This is a genomic window from Streptomyces asiaticus (genome assembly GCF_018138715.1).
GTDB lineage: Bacteria > Actinomycetota > Actinomycetes > Streptomycetales > Streptomycetaceae > Streptomyces > Streptomyces asiaticus.
Map to the genome: position 1 here is coordinate 6,989,740 of NZ_JAGSHX010000006.1, position 15,348 is coordinate 7,005,087.

Genomic DNA, 15,348 nt, shown 5'->3' on the forward strand with positions numbered 1-15,348 from the left:
CTCCAGGGCAATACAGGCGGTTTAGGCCATCTAGGTGCCATATTATGACAGACAGGGGGATATGAATGATCTTTAAGGGACGACGCCATGGCTCTCGACCCGATCACCACCGACACATCCCCGGCCCCGACCGTGGAATGTCCGGAAAACGCTCGGTCGCCCGGCCCGGCGCGCGGTGACGAGACCGCGTCCGCGGCCGACCTGCGGTCCCTGCTGGCGGCGATGAACGCCCTGTGCGACGGTGACTTCACCGTCCGCGCGGACACCTCGGCCGAGGGCCTGGTCGGCGAGATGGCCGGGGTCTTCAACCAGCTCGCGGTGCGCAACGCGCATCTGTCCGGAGAGCTGCACCGGGTGCGCCGCGAGGTGGTGCGCCAGGGCAGGCTGGACGAGCGGATCACCGCGAGTCCCGGCCAGGGGGCCTGGGCCACCAATGTGGACGCGGCCAATCAGCTGGTGGACGCCCTGGTCGGTCCGGTGTCCAACGCCACGCGGGTGCTCGACGCGATCGCGTCCGGCGATCTGACCCAGCGGGTGGATCTGCACGACGGCAACCGACAGCTCCGCGGCGATCTGCGGCGGCTGGGGCGCGGGGTGAACCGCACGGTGGACCAGCTGTCGCTGTTCACCGGCGAGCTGACCCGTATCGCCCGCGAGGTGGGCACCGAGGGGCGGCTGGGCGGCCGTGCCAAGGTGCAGGGGCTCTCCGGCGACTGGCGCAGGGTGACGGAGGCCGTCAACACCATGGCCTCCCGGCTCACCGCGCAGGTCCGTGACATCGCCGAGGTGACCACCGCGGTCGCCCGCGGTGACCTCACCCGCCAGGTGACGGTCGAGGCCACCGGTGAGCTGCTGGAGCTCAAGCTGACCGTGAACACCATGGTCGACCAGCTGGGCGCGTTCGCCGACGAGGTGACGCGGGTGGCCCGTGAGGTGGGCACCGAGGGCGAGCTGGGCGGCCGGGCCCAGGTCCGTGGCGTCTCCGGGGTCTGGAAGGACCTGACGGACAGCGTCAACTTCATGGCGTCCAACCTGACGTCCCAGGTCCGCAACATCGCCCAGGTGACCACGGCCGTCGCCACCGGCGATCTCTCGCAGAAGATCACCGTGGATGCGAAGGGCGAGATCCTCCAGCTCAAGTCGACGATCAACACCATGGTCGACCAGCTGTCCGCCTTCGCCGACGAGGTGACGCGGGTGGCCCGTGAGGTGGGCACCGAGGGCCGGCTGGGCGGCCGGGCCCAGGTCCGTGGCGTCTCCGGGGTCTGGAAGGACCTGACGCAGAACGTCAACTTCATGGCGGACAACCTCACCTCCCAGGTCCGCAACATCGCCCAGGTCGCCACCGCCGTGGCGGAGGGCGATCTGAGCAAGACGATCACGGTGGAGGCCAAGGGCGAGATCCTGGAGGTGAAGTCGACGATCAACACCATGGTGGACCGGCTGTCGTCCTTCGCCGACGAGGTGACGCGGGTGGCCCGCGAGGTGGGCACCGAGGGCAACCTGGGCGGTCAGGCCCAGGTCCGCGGGGTCTCCGGGGTCTGGCGGGATCTCACCGAGAACGTCAACTTCATGGCTCTGAACCTGACCTCCCAGGTCCGCAACATCGCCCAGGTCACCACGGCCGTCGCCAACGGCGATCTGTCGAAGAAGATCACGGTCGACGCCCGGGGCGAGATCCTGGAGCTCAAGGACACCGTGAACACCATGGTCCAGCAGCTGCGCTCGTTCGCCGACGAGGTCACCCGGGTGGCCCGCGAGGTGGGCACCGAGGGCCAGCTGGGCGGCCGGGCCGGAGTGCCGGGCGTGTCCGGGGTCTGGAAGGACCTTACGGACAACGTGAACTTCATGGCGTCCAACCTGACGTCCCAGGTCCGCAACATCGCCCAGGTCGCCACCGCCGTGGCGGAGGGCGATCTGAGCAAGAAGATCGACGTCGACGCGCGCGGCGAGATCCTCGAGCTGAAGACCACCATCAACACCATGGTCGACACGCTCTCCTCGTTCTCCGACGAGGTGACGCGGGTGGCCCGCGAGGTCGGCAGCGAGGGCCGGCTGGGCGGCCAGGCCCGGGTCGAGGGCGTCTTCGGCACCTGGAAGCGGCTGACCACCGGTGTGAACGAGCTGGCCCTCAACCTGACCACCCAGGTGCGCGCGATCGCCGAGGTCGCGTCCGCCGTCGCCCAGGGCGATATGTCCGGGTCCATCTCGGTCGAGGCGCAGGGCGAGGTCGCCGAGCTGAAGAACAACGTCAATCTGATGGTCGCCAACCTCCGCGAGACCACCCGCGCGAAGGACTGGCTGGAGTCCAACCTGGCCCGTATCGCCTCCCTGATGCAGGGCCACCGGGATCTGGTCGAGGTCGCGGATCTGATCCTGAGCGAGCTGACCCCGCTGGTCAACGCGCAGTTCGGGGCGTTCTTCCTCAGTGCGGCCGGTGCCAGGCCCGGTGAGGGGCTCGAGCTCATCGCCGGATACGGCACCGACCAGGACGCGGTCGGGGGCGACGGCCAGGCGCCGCGGCCCGGCCCCCGGGGCCGCGGGCTGGTCGCCCAGGCGGCGGTGGAGAAGAAGCGGATCCTCATCAACGACGTTCCGCCCGACTACATCACCATCGACTCCGGGCTGGGCTCCGCGCTCCCGGCCAGCGTGGTGATCCTGCCGATCCTCTACGAGGACCAGGTGCTCGGAGTGATCGAGCTGGCCTCGTTCAGCCGGTTCAGCGAGGTCCACCTGGCCTTCGTCGACCAGTTCGTCAGCACCATCGGCGTTTCGATCAACACCATCATCGCCAACGCCCGCACCGAGTCGCTGCTCTCCGAGTCCCAGCGGCTCACCACCGAGCTGCGCCAGCGCTCGAACGAGCTCCAGCGCTCCAACGCGGAGCTGGAGGAGAAGGCCGCGCTGCTGGCCACCGCCTCCCAGTACAAGTCCGAGTTCCTGGCCAATATGTCGCATGAGCTGCGTACCCCGCTGAACTCGCTGCTCATCCTGGCCCGGCTGCTCGCCGACAACCCCGAGGACCGGCTGTCCCCCCAGGAGGTGCAGTTCGCCGCCACCATCCACCGCTCCGGCTCCGATCTGCTCCAGCTGATCAACGACATCCTGGATCTGTCGAAGATCGAGGCGGGCCGGATGGACGTCCGTCCGAAGAAGCTGCCGCTGGTCAAGATCCTCGACTATGTCAACGCCACCTTCCGGCCGCTCGCCGTCGACCGGGGCCTGTCGTTCGAGATCGCGGTCGGCGAGGACGTACCGCGCGAGATGTTCTCCGACGAGCAGCGGCTCCAGCAGATCCTGCGCAATCTGCTCTCCAACGCGCTGAAGTTCACCTCGTCGGGCGGGGTGACGCTGCGCGTCGAGCGCACCCCGGGAGGGCAGTTCGAGGAGGAGGCGCTGCGGGCCGCGGACGCCGTCATCGCGTTCTCCGTCACCGACACCGGTATCGGCATTCCGCCGGAGAAGCTGCCGGTGATCTTCGAGGCGTTCCAGCAGTCCGACGGCACCACCAGCCGGAAGTACGGCGGAACGGGCCTCGGCCTGTCCATCAGCCGGGAGATCGCCGGAATGCTCGGCGGCCGGATCGTGGCCGAGAGCGAGCTCGGCGTCGGCTCCCGCTTCACCCTCTACGTCCCCGCGCACTACAGCGGCGTCGCCCCGGCGCCCGACCCCTCGGACCCCAGGGCCACCGGCTCCACCGTCCCGGCGGCCGCCCCCGCCCCGGACGAGCCGCTGCCGGACACCGCCGACCACGCCCCGAGCGGGGTCTTCGGCGAGGCGGACAGCCTGGTCGCCAGCCGGCTCGCCATCCGGGCCCCGGGCGGCGGGACGGAGGCCGAGGGCGGGAGCGAACGGGAGACCGAGGGCGAGAGCGAGGACCACGACGACGGCTGGCCGGGGACCACCCGGCTCAAGGAGTGGCAGCGCGGACGCCCCGGCCAGGTGCTGAACGGCCGCCGCATCCTGATCGTCGACGACGACATCCGGAACGTCTTCGCGCTCACGCATGTGCTGGGCCGGGTCGGCATGACGGTGAAGTACGCGGAGAACGGCCGCGAGGGGCTCGAGGTGCTGCACCGCAACCCGGACGTCTCGCTGGTCCTGATGGACGTGATGATGCCGGAGATGGACGGGTACGAGACGATCCGGGCCATCCGGAGCACACCGCGTCTCGCCGAGATGCCGATCCTCGCCCTCACCGCGAAGGTCATGCCCGGCGACCGGGAGAAGGCCATCGACAGCGGCGCCAATGGCTATGTCCCCAAGCCCGTGGACGTCGACCGGTTGATGTCGGCGATCCTCGATCTGCTCGATCCGGGCGGTGAGGTGGGGGAGCCGGACGAGCCCGGGAGCGGCGACGCCACGTCCGACGGGTCTGACGGGTCCGACGGGTCCGGCGGGTCCGGCGGTGACACCGCTGTATCCGCGGAGGGCGTGTCCGGAGAGGGCGCCGCGCCTGCCGAGACCGGTCCGCCGAGGCCGAGGCAGGGGGAGAGATGACTGCGAGCGTGTCCGAGAAGGCCGGAATCCTCATCGTCGACGACATGGAGGAGAACCTGATCGCGCTGGAGGCCGTCCTCGGCCCGCTCGATCAGCAGCTCGTCCGTGCCCACTCCGGCGAGGAGGCGCTGAAGGCGATGCTGCGGCAGGACTTCGCCGTCGTACTGCTCGATGTGCTGATGCCGGGCATGGACGGCTTCGAGACGGCCGCCAACATCAAGCGGCTCGACCAGACCAAGGACGTCCCGATCATCCTGCTGACCGGGACCGACGCCGACTCCGACTACGCCTACCGGGGCTATGCGATCGGCGCCGCCGACTTCCTGACCAAGCCCTTCGACCCATGGCTGCTGCGGACGAAGGTCAATGTGTTCCTGGAGATGCACCGCAAGAACCGCCAGCTCGAGGCGCGGACCGAGCAGCTGGCCGACCGGGTCGAGGAGCTGGAGCGCACGGTCGAGGGGCTGCGGAAGTACGTCGAGAAGTGACCGGTCAGGGCTGGGCTCCGGTCAGGGCTCCACGGCCGTGACGAGGACGGCCACCGTGGGCGGCTGGTCCCCCGGGGCCGGGGCGGCCTCTGCCACCGTCGTTCGTACCGCCCTCGCCACATCCACGGCGCGGTGATCCGCCGCCACGGCCAGCTCGATCCGGATGTGCGCCCCCTCGATCCGCACGGCCCGGGGCGAGCCCAGCACCGGCGCGAGCCGGGCGACGCCGGGCACGGAGGTGGCGGCGCGGGCGACGGCCGCGGTGGCGGGGTCGGGGGCCGGGCTCTCGATCGGGTGGGGGCGCGGGGTCTCCGGGGGCGGGGCCGGGAGCTCGTCCAGCACCTCCGTCACCCGTATGTCCACCGCCTCCACCAGCAGGCCGAGCCGGTCCGTCGCCGCGTCGAGCAGTACGTCGCGCAGCCGGTCCGCCGTCACCGGAAGCGGTTCCTCCAGCGTCGCCCGGCACTCCGCCGCGATGCGCAGGGGTCCCGGCGGCAGCGCGCTCGGCGGGGGCGGCACCGCGGGCATCCCGGGGGTGCCGGGGTCGGCGGGCCCGATCCGCAGCGCTCCCAGACGCGCGCCGGGGACCTCGGCGGCGGCCCGCCCGAGCACCTCGTTCGCCGCGCGTTCGGTGATCCAGGAGCCGTCCTCGCGCTCGCCCAGGGGCAGCAGCCGACCGAGCCGCAATTGCTCCCTTACGGTCTGCGCGAGCCGGTCCGTGACCACCATGTCACCCCTTACCGCCGTACGGACGTGAGCCCTACCGCTCTCAGCCTGCCGTATCGATCGCGCGAGTGCCGCATCTCCGAAGCGGTTCGGGGAAGGTCCCTTTAAGGTGGCAAATAGAGCGAGCGGAAATCGCTTTTACCGCTCTTCGCCTCGGAAGGGACGATCGGTGATGTCCGAGACCGCACCACGGAACCGACCCGAGAACCCCGCCACGGACCCCGCCGCCGGTACGCCCAAGACGGTGGGTGCCGGGCCCGGCACCGCCGCGGCGACCGCCGCCACCGATCGGCCCCGGCGGGGCGGGGGCGACCCGGCCCTGCGCGGGCGCACCACCATCGCCGACGGCGTCGTCGAGAAGATCGCGGGTATGGCGGCCCGCGATGTGGTCGGCGTCCATGCGATGGGCGGCGGTCTCGCGCGCACCTTCGGGGTCGTACGGGACCGGGTGCCGGGCGGCCGGTCGGTCACCCGCGGGGTGAAGGCGGAGGTGGGGGAGGTGCAGACGGCCCTCGACCTGGAGATCGTGGTGGACTACGGCGTCTCCATCGCCGATGTCGCACGGGCCGTACGGGAGAACGTGATCGCGGCGGTCGAGCGGATGACCGGCCTCGAGGTCGTCGAGGTCAATATCGCGGTCAGCGATGTGAAGTTGCCGGACGAGGAAGAGGAATCGCCGGAGCCGCGGCTCCAGTAGGCCGGCAGCGGTTCCGGTCGGCTCCAGCGAAGGAGCACACAATGAGCATGGCCGTGGTCGGGATGATCGCGGGAATGGCGCTGGCTTTCGCAGGTTACTTCGGTGGTTTCGGGGCCTTTCTGCTGGTGGCGGCGTTGGGAGCCGTCGGGTTCATCGTCGGCCGGTTCCTGGACGGTGATCTGGAACCGGGCGACTTCTTCCGTTCCCGTGGCCGTGACGGACGGCCACGGTGAGCGCCATGACGACCGTAAGGACATGCCGTGGTGGAGCCGGGTGAGCGGGGCGCGACGCGGATCGCGGACCGGGTCGTCGCGAAGATCGCCTCGCAGGCGGCGCGGGAGGCGTTGCGGGGCGGCGGCGCGGCGGATTCCAGTGTGGACGGCGGTGTGGATATGGGCGCGGATGCCGGTGCGGATGCCGGTGCGGACCTCGGTGCGGACCTCGGTGCGGACCCCGGTGTGAACCCCGGCGAGATCGCCCTCGCCGGTGTCGTCGGCGCGGCGCGGCCGTACGCGGTCGCCGCGGTGCGCGGTGGCGTCGCGCGCGTCCGGGTCGCCGTCGAGCTCGGCTATCCCTCGGACATCGGCGCGCACTGCGGTGCGGTGCGTCGTCAGGTGATCGAACGGGTAGGCGAGATGACGGGCATGGAGGTGCCCGAGGTCGCGGTGACGGTCGAACGGCTGCATGTGCCGCGGTGGGAGCGCCCGGAGCGCAGGGCGCGTCGGGGGAGGGACAGGGTGCGATGAACGCGGACCAGAAGATGCGTCAGTCCACCTCGGCGTCGGCGTACGGCGCGAGGGCGGGGACGGGTGCCGGTTCCGGTGCCGGGGACGGGGATCCGCCCGGCCGCGTCCGGCGCTTCTGGTCCGAGCGGCGGATACCGGCCGGGATCATCGCCCTGGTCGTCGCCGCCGTCAGCGGGCTGCTGCTGTACGACGTGGCGGCCGTGCGCTCGGGGCGGCGCGCCATGGGGTGGCGGGACTGGCTCGCCGATGAACTCGCCGCGCGGCCGCTGGACAACGCGTGGATGGTGGCCGGGGCGGCGCTGCTGGCCGCGCTGGGGGTGTGGATGGTGGTCATGGCGATGGCGCCGGGGCTGCGAGGGCTGCTGCCGATGCGCGCGCCGGAGCCGGAGCCGGAGTCGGGGGCGGGGGCGGAAGCCGCGGCCGCCGTTCGAGCGGGAATCGACCGGACGTCGGCGGGGCTGGTGCTGCGGGACCGGGCGATGGAGGTGCCCGGTGTCCGGTCGGCCCGCGTGGACGTCGGCCGACGGCGGATCAGGGCCCGCGCGCTGGCCCACTTCCGCGATCTCGACGAGGTACGCGCGGATCTGGACGCCGCCCTCCACGAGGGCATCCGCCAGCTGGGCCTGGCCCGGCCGCCCGCCCTCTCCGTCCACGTACGGCGCTCGGCGAAGTCGAAGGGGTGAGCGCGCCATGCTGAGTGTCGTCAACCGGGTGCTGCTGGGGCTCGTGGGTCTGGTGCTGGCCGCTGTGGGCGCGGTGATCCTGGCGGGGTGGCCGCCGTTCGACGGCCGCGACGATGTGCTGCTCAGCCGGGCGGACCGCACGCGGTGGCGGGACACCGGATGGTTCTGGCCGGCCGTCATCGCGGCGCTTGCGGTGCTGTTCGTGCTGTCCCTGTGCTGGTTCCTGGTCCAGTTGCGACGGCGTCGCCTCCAGGAAGTGCTCGTGGAGACGGGCGACGGCGAGGGCGCCCTGCTACGCGGCCGCGCCCTGGAGGCCGCGTTGTTGTCGGACGCGGAGTCGCTGGACGGCGTGGAGCGCGCCCACGTCCTGCTGCGGGGCCGCCGGACGACACCGGAGGCCCGGATGGGCTTGGCGCTGGACGCGCGGGCGGACCCGCTGTCGACTCTGGACGCGGTGCGAGCGGAGGCCCTGGAACGCGCCCGCACATCGGCGGGCCTCGAAGCCCTCCCGGCGGAGGTGCGGCTGAGGGTGGCCCGGCACGGGGCGGAGCGAGCGCGGTAACGGCCCGTGGGCGCCTCCGGCGGGATTCCCCACCCCGCCCCTTCCCGAAACGCAGGGACCCCGCCCCCACGACCCCCGGGGCTTGCACCCCCACGACCCCCGGGGGCTTGTGCCCGCATGCCCCGCTGGGGTTGCGCCCCAAGTTCCTGCCGGGGCTCTATCCCACGCCCCTGGACGGGCTGGGGCTCCCGTCCTCGCTGGGTAGCGCCCCCGGCGCGACTCAACCGGGGCTGCGCCCCTGGACCCTCGGTGGGGCTCCGCCCCCGGCCCCGGCCCCGCTCCTCAAACGCCGGAGGGGCTGAGTTCGCTCGGTGTCCGTCTCCGCGCCAGCGGGTCGCGGCCGTGGTTCAGGGGGCTGACCCACGGGCCGGACAGCCGGACGAACCGCGCCGGAAGCCAGCCTCTCCGGCGATTGAGGAGCGGGGTCCGGGGCGGAGCCCCGGTGGGGGGCTAGGGGGCGGAGCCCCATAGTTTCGGGGAGGGGCGGGGTGGGAGATCGCCCGCCGCAGGCGCCCACGGTCCGCGCTTGGCGTCCGGCCGCGCCGTGCCCAGGCCGTGCCCCCGGTCGTGCGCAGATCGAGCCAGGTGGTGCGCAGAGCGAGCCAGGTCGTGCCCAGGTCGCACCCAGGTCGTGCCCAGGTGGTGTCCATGTCGTGCCCAGATCTTGGGCGGAGCCCCGTGGACCCACCCCCAAGCCCCCTCAGATGTTGTGGAGGGCCCCGCCGTCCACCGGAAGCATCAGCCCGGTCAGATACGACGCCGCAGGCGAGAGCAGGAACGCCGCGGCCTTGCCGAATTCCTCGGGCGTCCCGTACCGCCGCAGCGCAATCGCCGCCGCGTTCCGCTCCCGCGCGGCCTCCGCGTCGCCGGAGAGGGAATCGAGCTCGCGTACGCGGTCGGTGTCGATGCGGGCCGGGAGGAGGCCCACGACGCGGATGCCGCGGGGGCCGACCTCGAGGGAGAGGGACTTGGCGAAGCCCGCGAGGCCGGGGCGCAGGCCGTTGGAGACGGTGAGGCCGGGGATCGGCTCGCGGACGGAGCCGGAGAGGACGAAGCCGATCACGCCCCCGGAGGGGAGCTGCTCCGCGGCGCTGCGGGCGAGGCGGACGGCGCCGAGGAAGACGGAGTCGAAGGCGGCCTGCCACTGGGCGTCGGTGATGTCGGCGGTCAGCCCGGCCGGCGGGCCGCCGACGCTGATGAGGACGCCGTCGAAGCCGCCGAACCGCTCCCGGGCGGTGGCGATGAGGCGGGCCGCCACCTCGGGGTCGGCGTTGTCGGCGGCGACCCCGACCGCGTTCGGCCCGAGGTCGGCGGCGACGGCGGCCGCCGTATCGGCGTCGCGGCCGGTGATGACGGTCTTCGCACCGTCGGCGATCAGCTCACGGGCGGCCGCGAGCCCCAGCCCGCGGGTGGCTCCGGTGACGATGTACACCCGGTCTTTGAGTCCAAGATCCATGGGGTCAGTCTGCCCTGGGCCGTTCCGCGAGGGTGAGGGCGGTCCCCACCAGTCCGATGTGGCTGAACGCCTGCGGGAAGTTGCCGAGCTGCCGGCCGGTCGCCGGGTCGTACTCCTCGGCGAGCAGCCCGACGTCGTTGCGGAGCGCGAGGAGGCGTTCGAAGAGGGCCTGGGCGTCCTTGTGGCGGCCGGCCAGCTGGAGGGCGTCGGCGAGCCAGAAGGAACAGGCGAGGAAGGCGCCCTCGGAGCCGGGGAGGCCGTCCACGCCGCCGTCGGTGGTGTAGCGGCGGATCAGCTCGTCCTCGCTGAGCTCACGGCGGATCGCGTCGATGGTGCCGAGGACACGGGGGTCGGTGGCGGGGAGGAAGCCCACGCGCGGGATGAGCAGGGTCGCGGCGTCCAGCTCGGCCGAGCCGTAGGACTGGGTGAAGGCGGACCGCTCGGGGTCGTAGCCCTTCTCGCAGACCTCGCGGTGGACGGCGTCGCGCATCGCGCGCCAGCGGTCCGTGTCCCCGCCCAGCCGCGGGTCGGCCTCCATCGCGCGGACGGCGCGGTCGGCGGCCACCCACGCCATGACCTTGGAGTGGACGAAGTGGCGGCGGGGACCGCGGACCTCCCACAGCCCCTCGTCGGGGTCGCGCCAGGCCGACTCCAGGAAGTCCATCAGTGCGGTCTGGATCTTCCAGGCGTGCGGTTCGGCGGGCAGCCCGGAGGCGCGGGCGAGGTGCAGGGTGTCGAGCACCTCGCCGTAGATGTCGAGCTGACGCTGGTCGACCGCGTCGTTGCCGACCCGGACCGGGGTCGAGCGCTCGTACCCCTCCAGCCAGGTCAGCTCCTGCTCATGGACCCGGCGCTCGCCCCCCAGGCCGTACATGATCTGCAACTCGGCCGGGTCGCCGGCGATCGCCCGCAGCAGCCAGTCGCGCCAGGCGACGGCCTCGTCGTGGTAGCCGGCGCGGAGCAGGGCGTTCAGGGTGAGCGTGGAGTCGCGCAGCCAGCAGTAGCGGTAGTCCCAGTTGCGGACCCCGCCCAGCCGCTCGGGCAGCGAGGTGGTGGGGGCCGCGACGATCCCGCCGCTCGGGGCGTAGGTGAGCGCCTTGAGGGTGATCAGGGAGCGTATGACGGCGTCCCGGTACGGGCCCTCGTAGCGGCAGCGGGCGGCCCAGCCCCGCCAGTCCTCCAGGCTGGCGCGGAGGGAGTGGTACGGGTCGACGAGCCGGGGGCGGGGCTCGTGGGAGGGGTGCCAGGTGAGCACGAAGGCCACCTGGTCCCCGGCCGAGACGGTGAACTCGGAGCGGGTGCTGAAGTCCTCGCCGTAGGTGCGTACCTCGGGCTCCGAGCGCAGCCATACGGAGTCCGGCCCGGCGATCGCGATCCGGTGGCCGTCGGTGCGGCGCACCCAGGGGACGACCCGCCCGTAGTCGAAGCGGAGCCGCAGGACACCGAGCATTTCGACGCTGCCGGAGACACCCTCGACGATGCGGACGACGTCCGGGGCGCGGTCGCGCTGCGGCATGAAGTCGATGACCTTGACCGTGCCCGTCTCCGTCTCCCAGACCGACTCCAGGACGAGGGAGTCGTCGCGGTAGCCGCGGCGGGTGCAGGCGCCCGCGCCCTTGGGGGCGAGCCGCCAGTGGCCGTTGTCGCGGTCGCCGAGGAGCGCGGCGAAGCAGGCGGGGGAGTCGAAGCGGGGCAGGCACAGCCAGTCGATCGAGCCATGGCGGCTGATCAGTGCCGCCGTCTGGTGGTCACCGATGAGGGCGTAGTCGTCGATGTGCTGGGCCATGTCGGGGCGCTTTCCCGGGGAAGCGGGGTTCTAGGCCCCTGCCCGGCCAAGATCCGCCGGGTGGGGCCCGGCCAAGATCCGCCGGTGGGGCCCGGTCAAGATCCGCCGGTGGGGCCCGGCGAGGATCCGCTGGACGAGGGCCTACGCGGGTCCGGCGGATCGGTGGAACTTTCCCCTCCCCGCCCCTTCCCGCAACTAGGGGCTCGGCCCCTTGGACCCCGGGGCCGCGGAGCCGGCCGTCGTCGCCGTGAACACCTGCGCCGACGGGCTGATCGCGGTCGGCACGCCGGCGCAGTGGATGACGGGATCGACGCCCGCGCACGTCCGGGGCGTCCGGCCGGGGATTGGGGCGGAGCCCCAGTGGTGGGAAGGGGCGGGGAGGGGAAAGGCCCGCTGGAGGCGGCACGGTCCGACGGACGAGTGCTCAGTCCGCCGCGGCCGTGGCGGGGACCTGCTCCGGCGTGGCCGCCGCCTTCGCGGCCTCGGCGGCGCGGTCCCGGCGCTCGCGGCGGGCCAGCACGAACCAGCCGATGGGCACACCGGCGGAGAACAGCCACCACTGGACGGCGTACGCCATATGCGGGCCGATGTCACTGTGGTTGGGCGCGGCGACCGGCTGGGGCTGCTTGCCGCCCTTGGGGGAGGACGAGGTGAGCTCGATGTAGCCGCCGAGGACGGGCCGGGACAGCGCCTTCGCCTGCTGCTCGCTGTTGATCAGCGAGACCTGGCGGGGCGGCAGCCCCTGCTTGTCCTTGATGCCGCTGTTGCCGGTGGTCTCGTCGGCCTTCAGCCGGCCGGTGACGGTGACCTTGCCGGAGGGGGCGGCGGGGACCTTGGGGAACTTGGTGAGGTCCGTGCCCGCCGGGATCCAGCCCCGGTTGACCAGCACCGCGCGGTCGTCCGGGAGCAGCAGCGGGGTGAGCACGAAGTAGCCGATGGACTGCTCGTCGGAGCCGGTGCGCTGGCGGACGACGACCTCATGGGCGGTGTCGTAGGTGCCGGTGGCGGTCACCGTGCGCCAGGTGTCGTCGCGGGGGACCGTACGGCCGGGGGCGGTGAACTTCTCGACGGCCACGGCCGGGGCATCGAGGTTGTCCCCGATCAGCTGGTTCTGCGCGACCCGGTGCTCATGGCGGTGCAGCTGCCAGAAACCCAGCCTGATCATCGTCGGGATCAGGGCCAGGGCCACGAGTGTGAGGATCACCCACTGCCGGGTCAACAGGAAGCGGTACACATCCTTGACCCTACTCGGCGTGGATTGTCCCTCGGCCGCTGGGGGCGCCCCAGGACAATCCACGCAGGTGGCCGGGTTCACACATGGTCGACGATGCCCACCTTCCCTTCCGCCCGCGCGCAGTGCGCACAGCAGTAGAACTGCCCGTCGGCCTCCACGCCCTGCCCGATGATCTGGGCCCGGCAGTGCTCGCAAATGGGCGCCATGCGGTGGATGGCGCACTGGAAACAGTCGAAGACGTGCACATTGCCCTGTGCGTGCACTTCGAATGTCATCCGGTAGTCGTTTCCGCAGACCTCACAACGTGCCATGCGCCTCAGCGTGCGGGGCCACGCGGTGGCGGGCGAGCGGCGGGCGGGCGCGTCGCGCCGACTTCACCTGTTTGTCGGCGGCGCGGGGGTGACGTCCTGGAGGAGTTGCATAAAGGCCGCCTCGTCGATGACGGGCGTGCCGAAGGAGCGGGCCTTGGTGGTCTTGGACGTGGGCGATTCGGGGTCGTTGGTGACCAGCACGCTGGTGAGCCGGGAGACGCTGGTGGCCACGTGCAGCCCGGCCTCGACGGCCCGGTCCTCCAGCAGCTCGCGGTCCACGGAGGTGTCCCCGGAGAACGCCACCCGCATGCCCTGGACCAGCTGCCCGCCCGGCTCGTAGCGCCCGGGGTTGGGGTACGGGCAGGCGGGGCGCTTGCGGCTGGGGCGCCAGGTCTGCCGGTACGACCGCTGGCGGCCGATGGCCGGTCCTTCGGACCACTCGGTGAGCGGCTGGCAGGCCAGCAGCGGCAGCCGCAGCCCGGTCTCGGCGGCCCGGTGGAGGCTGGGCCGGAAGGTCTCGGCGAGCACCCGCGCGTCGTCCAGGGCGTGGTGCGCGCGCCGCTGGACCACTCCGTAGTGCGCGGCGAGGGTCTCCAGCTTGTGGTTGGGCAGCGGCAGGCCCAGCTCCTTGGAGAGGGCGATGGTGCACAGCCGCTGCCGCACGGGCGCGGCGCCGCGGGTGCGGGCGTACTCGCGGGCGAGCATCGACCAGTCGAAGGCGGCGTTGTGCGCGACCAGGACGCGGTCGGCCAGGCGCTCGGAGAGCTCCGCGGCGATCTCGGGGAAGCGCGGGGCGTCCGCCAGCATCTCCTCCGTCAGACCGTGGATCCACACCGGGCCGGGATCGCGCTGCGGATTGACCAGCGTGTACCAGTGGTCCTGCACCGCGCCCCGGGCGTCGAGCTGATAGACCGCCGCGGAGACGATCCGGTCGTCGCGGGCGAGGCCGGTGGTCTCCACGTCGACGACCGCGTACCCCTGCGGATAGGTGGCCGGCCAGGAGGACGGCGGGGCGAGGTGCGGGGCGGCTGCCGTGGGGTCTTCGAGCATGGTCAATGAGGATACGGGCCGTCACCGACAACCCTGACCGGCGGGCCGGTCGGGACGTACGCGGCCTTGGGGTTGACGGGGCGTCGGGCCCGGGCGGCGGGCGAGAGCCGGTACGCGGCCGCTCAGAGCTTGGACAGGGCCAGCTGTAGATCGATGTCGCTGATGAGAAGGCGGCCGGCGCGCTTGTCGCCCGGGCGGTCGGGCACCGCCACTTTCACCCCGGGCGAATCCCCGGTGAGAACCGTCACCTTGGCGCCGTCGAAGCGCGGGGCCCGCTGGCGGATGACGGACTTCAGGCGGTCGGCGGCCCGTTCGGCGGTCCGTTTGCCGTCGGTGAGGGCGCAGATGACCCCGGATGTCTGCTTCGCGGATTTCGCCAGCTGTCCGGTGGCCGAGAGGCGCACCGGGTCCTTGGGGTTCTTGCCGCCGAAGTCGACGCGGTAGACATCGCCCAGACAGTCGCCCAGCGCCCGGTAGTCCGGGTCGTCCGCCACGGACTTGCCCTTGGCCGGGCGCACCGCCGACAGATCCTTACCGGCGTAGCCGAAGGAGATCTCGTCCTTGGCGACCTGGAGGGTGATCCCGTCCTTCGCCCAGACGGTCTCGCCGTGCCAGGTGCGCCGGGCGAAGCCGCCCGTCTTGAGCTTGGCGGTGACGCGGTCCGCGTCGAAAGAGCCCTTCCAGTGCCCGGCGTATCCATTGGTCACATCGGTGTCGATCATGGCTGGATCGAGGTCATAGGCATGGGCGTTGAAGCGGTAGCCCGTCATCAGTGGACTGCCTGCCTGGCCGACGGCGCGGAACCGCTGGGAGCCGCCCTTCTCCAGGGATCGCACCCGGGCGGCGTCGAGATAGGAGACCTGCGCCCCCGTCGCGCCCGCGGTCGAGATGTACCCCACCGCGTCCATCAGGGCTGAGGGGGAGTCATCGCCGCCCGACCCGGAGGAGCACCCCGTGGTGAGCGCCGACAGCAGGCAGGCGAAGGCTATGCCACCGATCCGGAACCGTTCTCTGGCGCTGCGCACAGGCGGGGAGCTTAATCGGCCATGCCGTCCGAGGCGAGACCTGCTGTTGACACCGCATCTACCATACTTGTTGGTAACTACCCC

14 protein-coding genes are annotated in these 15,348 nt (G+C 72.1%); 7 read left to right on the plus strand and 7 right to left on the minus strand.

Annotated features, from left to right (window positions below; genetic code table 11):
- The first annotated feature begins 87 nt into the window (after positions 1 to 87).
- Entirely contained in the window at positions 88 to 4,500 is a 4,413-nt protein-coding gene (locus tag KHP12_RS37655; RefSeq protein ID WP_210609154.1) for a HAMP domain-containing protein, read from the plus strand.
- Positions 4,497 to 4,988: a response regulator gene (locus KHP12_RS37660; protein WP_210609153.1), complete on the plus strand. Its 492-nt coding sequence runs from the start codon at positions 4,497 to 4,499 to the stop codon at positions 4,986 to 4,988. The genes KHP12_RS37655 and KHP12_RS37660 overlap by 4 nt, the downstream gene beginning before the upstream one ends.
- A gap of 21 nt (positions 4,989 to 5,009) precedes the next feature.
- Here the strand turns inward: KHP12_RS37660 and KHP12_RS37665 are convergent, their stop codons facing one another.
- Positions 5,010 to 5,717 carry a nucleopolyhedrovirus P10 family protein gene (locus KHP12_RS37665; protein ID WP_210609152.1) on the minus strand — a complete coding sequence of 236 codons (708 nt, stop codon included), beginning with the start codon at positions 5,715 to 5,717 and terminating at the stop codon, positions 5,010 to 5,012.
- Positions 5,718 to 5,886: 169 nt separating this feature from the next.
- Between KHP12_RS37665 and KHP12_RS37670 the strand changes: the two genes are divergently transcribed.
- From KHP12_RS37670 to amaP, 5 genes are read left to right on the plus strand one after another with little or no spacing between them, the layout of a single operon-like run.
- Positions 5,887 to 6,411: an Asp23/Gls24 family envelope stress response protein gene (locus KHP12_RS37670; protein ID WP_210609151.1), complete on the plus strand. Its 525-nt coding sequence runs from the start codon at positions 5,887 to 5,889 to the stop codon at positions 6,409 to 6,411.
- Between the two features lie 41 nt (positions 6,412 to 6,452).
- Positions 6,453 to 6,644 (plus strand): hypothetical protein, encoded by a 192-nt coding sequence (locus KHP12_RS37675; RefSeq protein WP_020872298.1) that lies wholly within the window; start codon positions 6,453 to 6,455, stop codon positions 6,642 to 6,644.
- 27 nt (positions 6,645 to 6,671) lie between these two features.
- Positions 6,672 to 7,157, plus strand: coding sequence for an Asp23/Gls24 family envelope stress response protein (locus KHP12_RS37680; protein ID WP_425573828.1), 486 nt, complete (start codon positions 6,672 to 6,674; stop codon positions 7,155 to 7,157).
- Entirely contained in the window at positions 7,154 to 7,840 is a 687-nt protein-coding gene (locus KHP12_RS37685; RefSeq protein WP_210609150.1) for a DUF6286 domain-containing protein, read from the plus strand. Before KHP12_RS37680 ends, KHP12_RS37685 begins: the two co-directional genes overlap by 4 nt.
- A 7-nt stretch (positions 7,841 to 7,847) precedes the next feature.
- A complete protein-coding gene (gene amaP, locus KHP12_RS37690; RefSeq protein WP_037949532.1) occupies positions 7,848 to 8,402 on the plus strand; it encodes an alkaline shock response membrane anchor protein AmaP in 555 nt (184 codons plus the stop codon).
- A gap of 700 nt (positions 8,403 to 9,102) precedes the next feature.
- On the opposite strand, the gene KHP12_RS37695 is transcribed toward amaP, so the two are convergent.
- The 6 genes from KHP12_RS37695 to KHP12_RS37720 form a co-directional block, all read right to left on the minus strand.
- Positions 9,103 to 9,858, minus strand: coding sequence for an SDR family oxidoreductase (locus KHP12_RS37695; protein ID WP_210609148.1), 756 nt, complete (start codon positions 9,856 to 9,858; stop codon positions 9,103 to 9,105).
- A gap of 4 nt (positions 9,859 to 9,862) precedes the next feature.
- The gene (locus KHP12_RS37700) at positions 9,863 to 11,644 is read right to left on the minus strand and encodes a glycoside hydrolase family 15 protein (protein ID WP_211834162.1); all 1,782 of its coding nucleotides are present in this window, start codon (positions 11,642 to 11,644) and stop codon (positions 9,863 to 9,865) included.
- A gap of 424 nt (positions 11,645 to 12,068) precedes the next feature.
- Positions 12,069 to 12,878, minus strand: a complete 810-nt coding sequence (locus KHP12_RS37705) for an SURF1 family cytochrome oxidase biogenesis protein (protein WP_086884909.1) — start codon at positions 12,876 to 12,878, stop codon at positions 12,069 to 12,071.
- A gap of 77 nt (positions 12,879 to 12,955) precedes the next feature.
- Entirely contained in the window at positions 12,956 to 13,189 is a 234-nt protein-coding gene (locus tag KHP12_RS37710) for a metallothionein (RefSeq protein WP_037949523.1), read from the minus strand.
- A 63-nt stretch (positions 13,190 to 13,252) separates the two neighbouring features.
- Complete coding sequence (locus KHP12_RS37715) at positions 13,253 to 14,239, minus strand: DEDDh family exonuclease (RefSeq protein WP_182469072.1); 987 nt, start codon at positions 14,237 to 14,239, stop codon at positions 13,253 to 13,255.
- Positions 14,240 to 14,361: 122 nt separating this feature from the next.
- Positions 14,362 to 15,264, minus strand: coding sequence for a hypothetical protein (locus KHP12_RS37720; RefSeq protein ID WP_211834163.1), 903 nt, complete (start codon positions 15,262 to 15,264; stop codon positions 14,362 to 14,364).
- Positions 15,265 to 15,348 lie beyond the last annotated feature (84 nt).

What these genes read in the sequence shown, in the direction of transcription:
- KHP12_RS37655 (WP_210609154.1), top strand. Translation starts at nt 88, where the DNA reads ATGGCTCTCGACCCGATCACCACCGACACATCCCCGGCCCCGACCGTG.
- KHP12_RS37660 (WP_210609153.1), top strand. Translation starts at nt 4,497, where the DNA reads ATGACTGCGAGCGTGTCCGAGAAGGCCGGAATCCTCATCGTCGACGAC.
- KHP12_RS37665 (WP_210609152.1), bottom strand. Translation starts at nt 5,717, where the DNA reads ATGGTGGTCACGGACCGGCTCGCGCAGACCGTAAGGGAGCAATTGCGG.
- KHP12_RS37670 (WP_210609151.1), top strand. Translation starts at nt 5,887, where the DNA reads ATGTCCGAGACCGCACCACGGAACCGACCCGAGAACCCCGCCACGGAC.
- KHP12_RS37675 (WP_020872298.1), top strand. Translation starts at nt 6,453, where the DNA reads ATGAGCATGGCCGTGGTCGGGATGATCGCGGGAATGGCGCTGGCTTTC.
- KHP12_RS37685 (WP_210609150.1), top strand. Translation starts at nt 7,154, where the DNA reads ATGAACGCGGACCAGAAGATGCGTCAGTCCACCTCGGCGTCGGCGTAC.
- amaP (WP_037949532.1), top strand. Translation starts at nt 7,848, where the DNA reads ATGCTGAGTGTCGTCAACCGGGTGCTGCTGGGGCTCGTGGGTCTGGTG.
- KHP12_RS37695 (WP_210609148.1), bottom strand. Translation starts at nt 9,858, where the DNA reads ATGGATCTTGGACTCAAAGACCGGGTGTACATCGTCACCGGAGCCACC.
- KHP12_RS37700 (WP_211834162.1), bottom strand. Translation starts at nt 11,644, where the DNA reads ATGGCCCAGCACATCGACGACTACGCCCTCATCGGTGACCACCAGACG.
- KHP12_RS37710 (WP_037949523.1), bottom strand. Translation starts at nt 13,189, where the DNA reads ATGGCACGTTGTGAGGTCTGCGGAAACGACTACCGGATGACATTCGAA.
- KHP12_RS37715 (WP_182469072.1), bottom strand. Translation starts at nt 14,239, where the DNA reads ATGCTCGAAGACCCCACGGCAGCCGCCCCGCACCTCGCCCCGCCGTCC.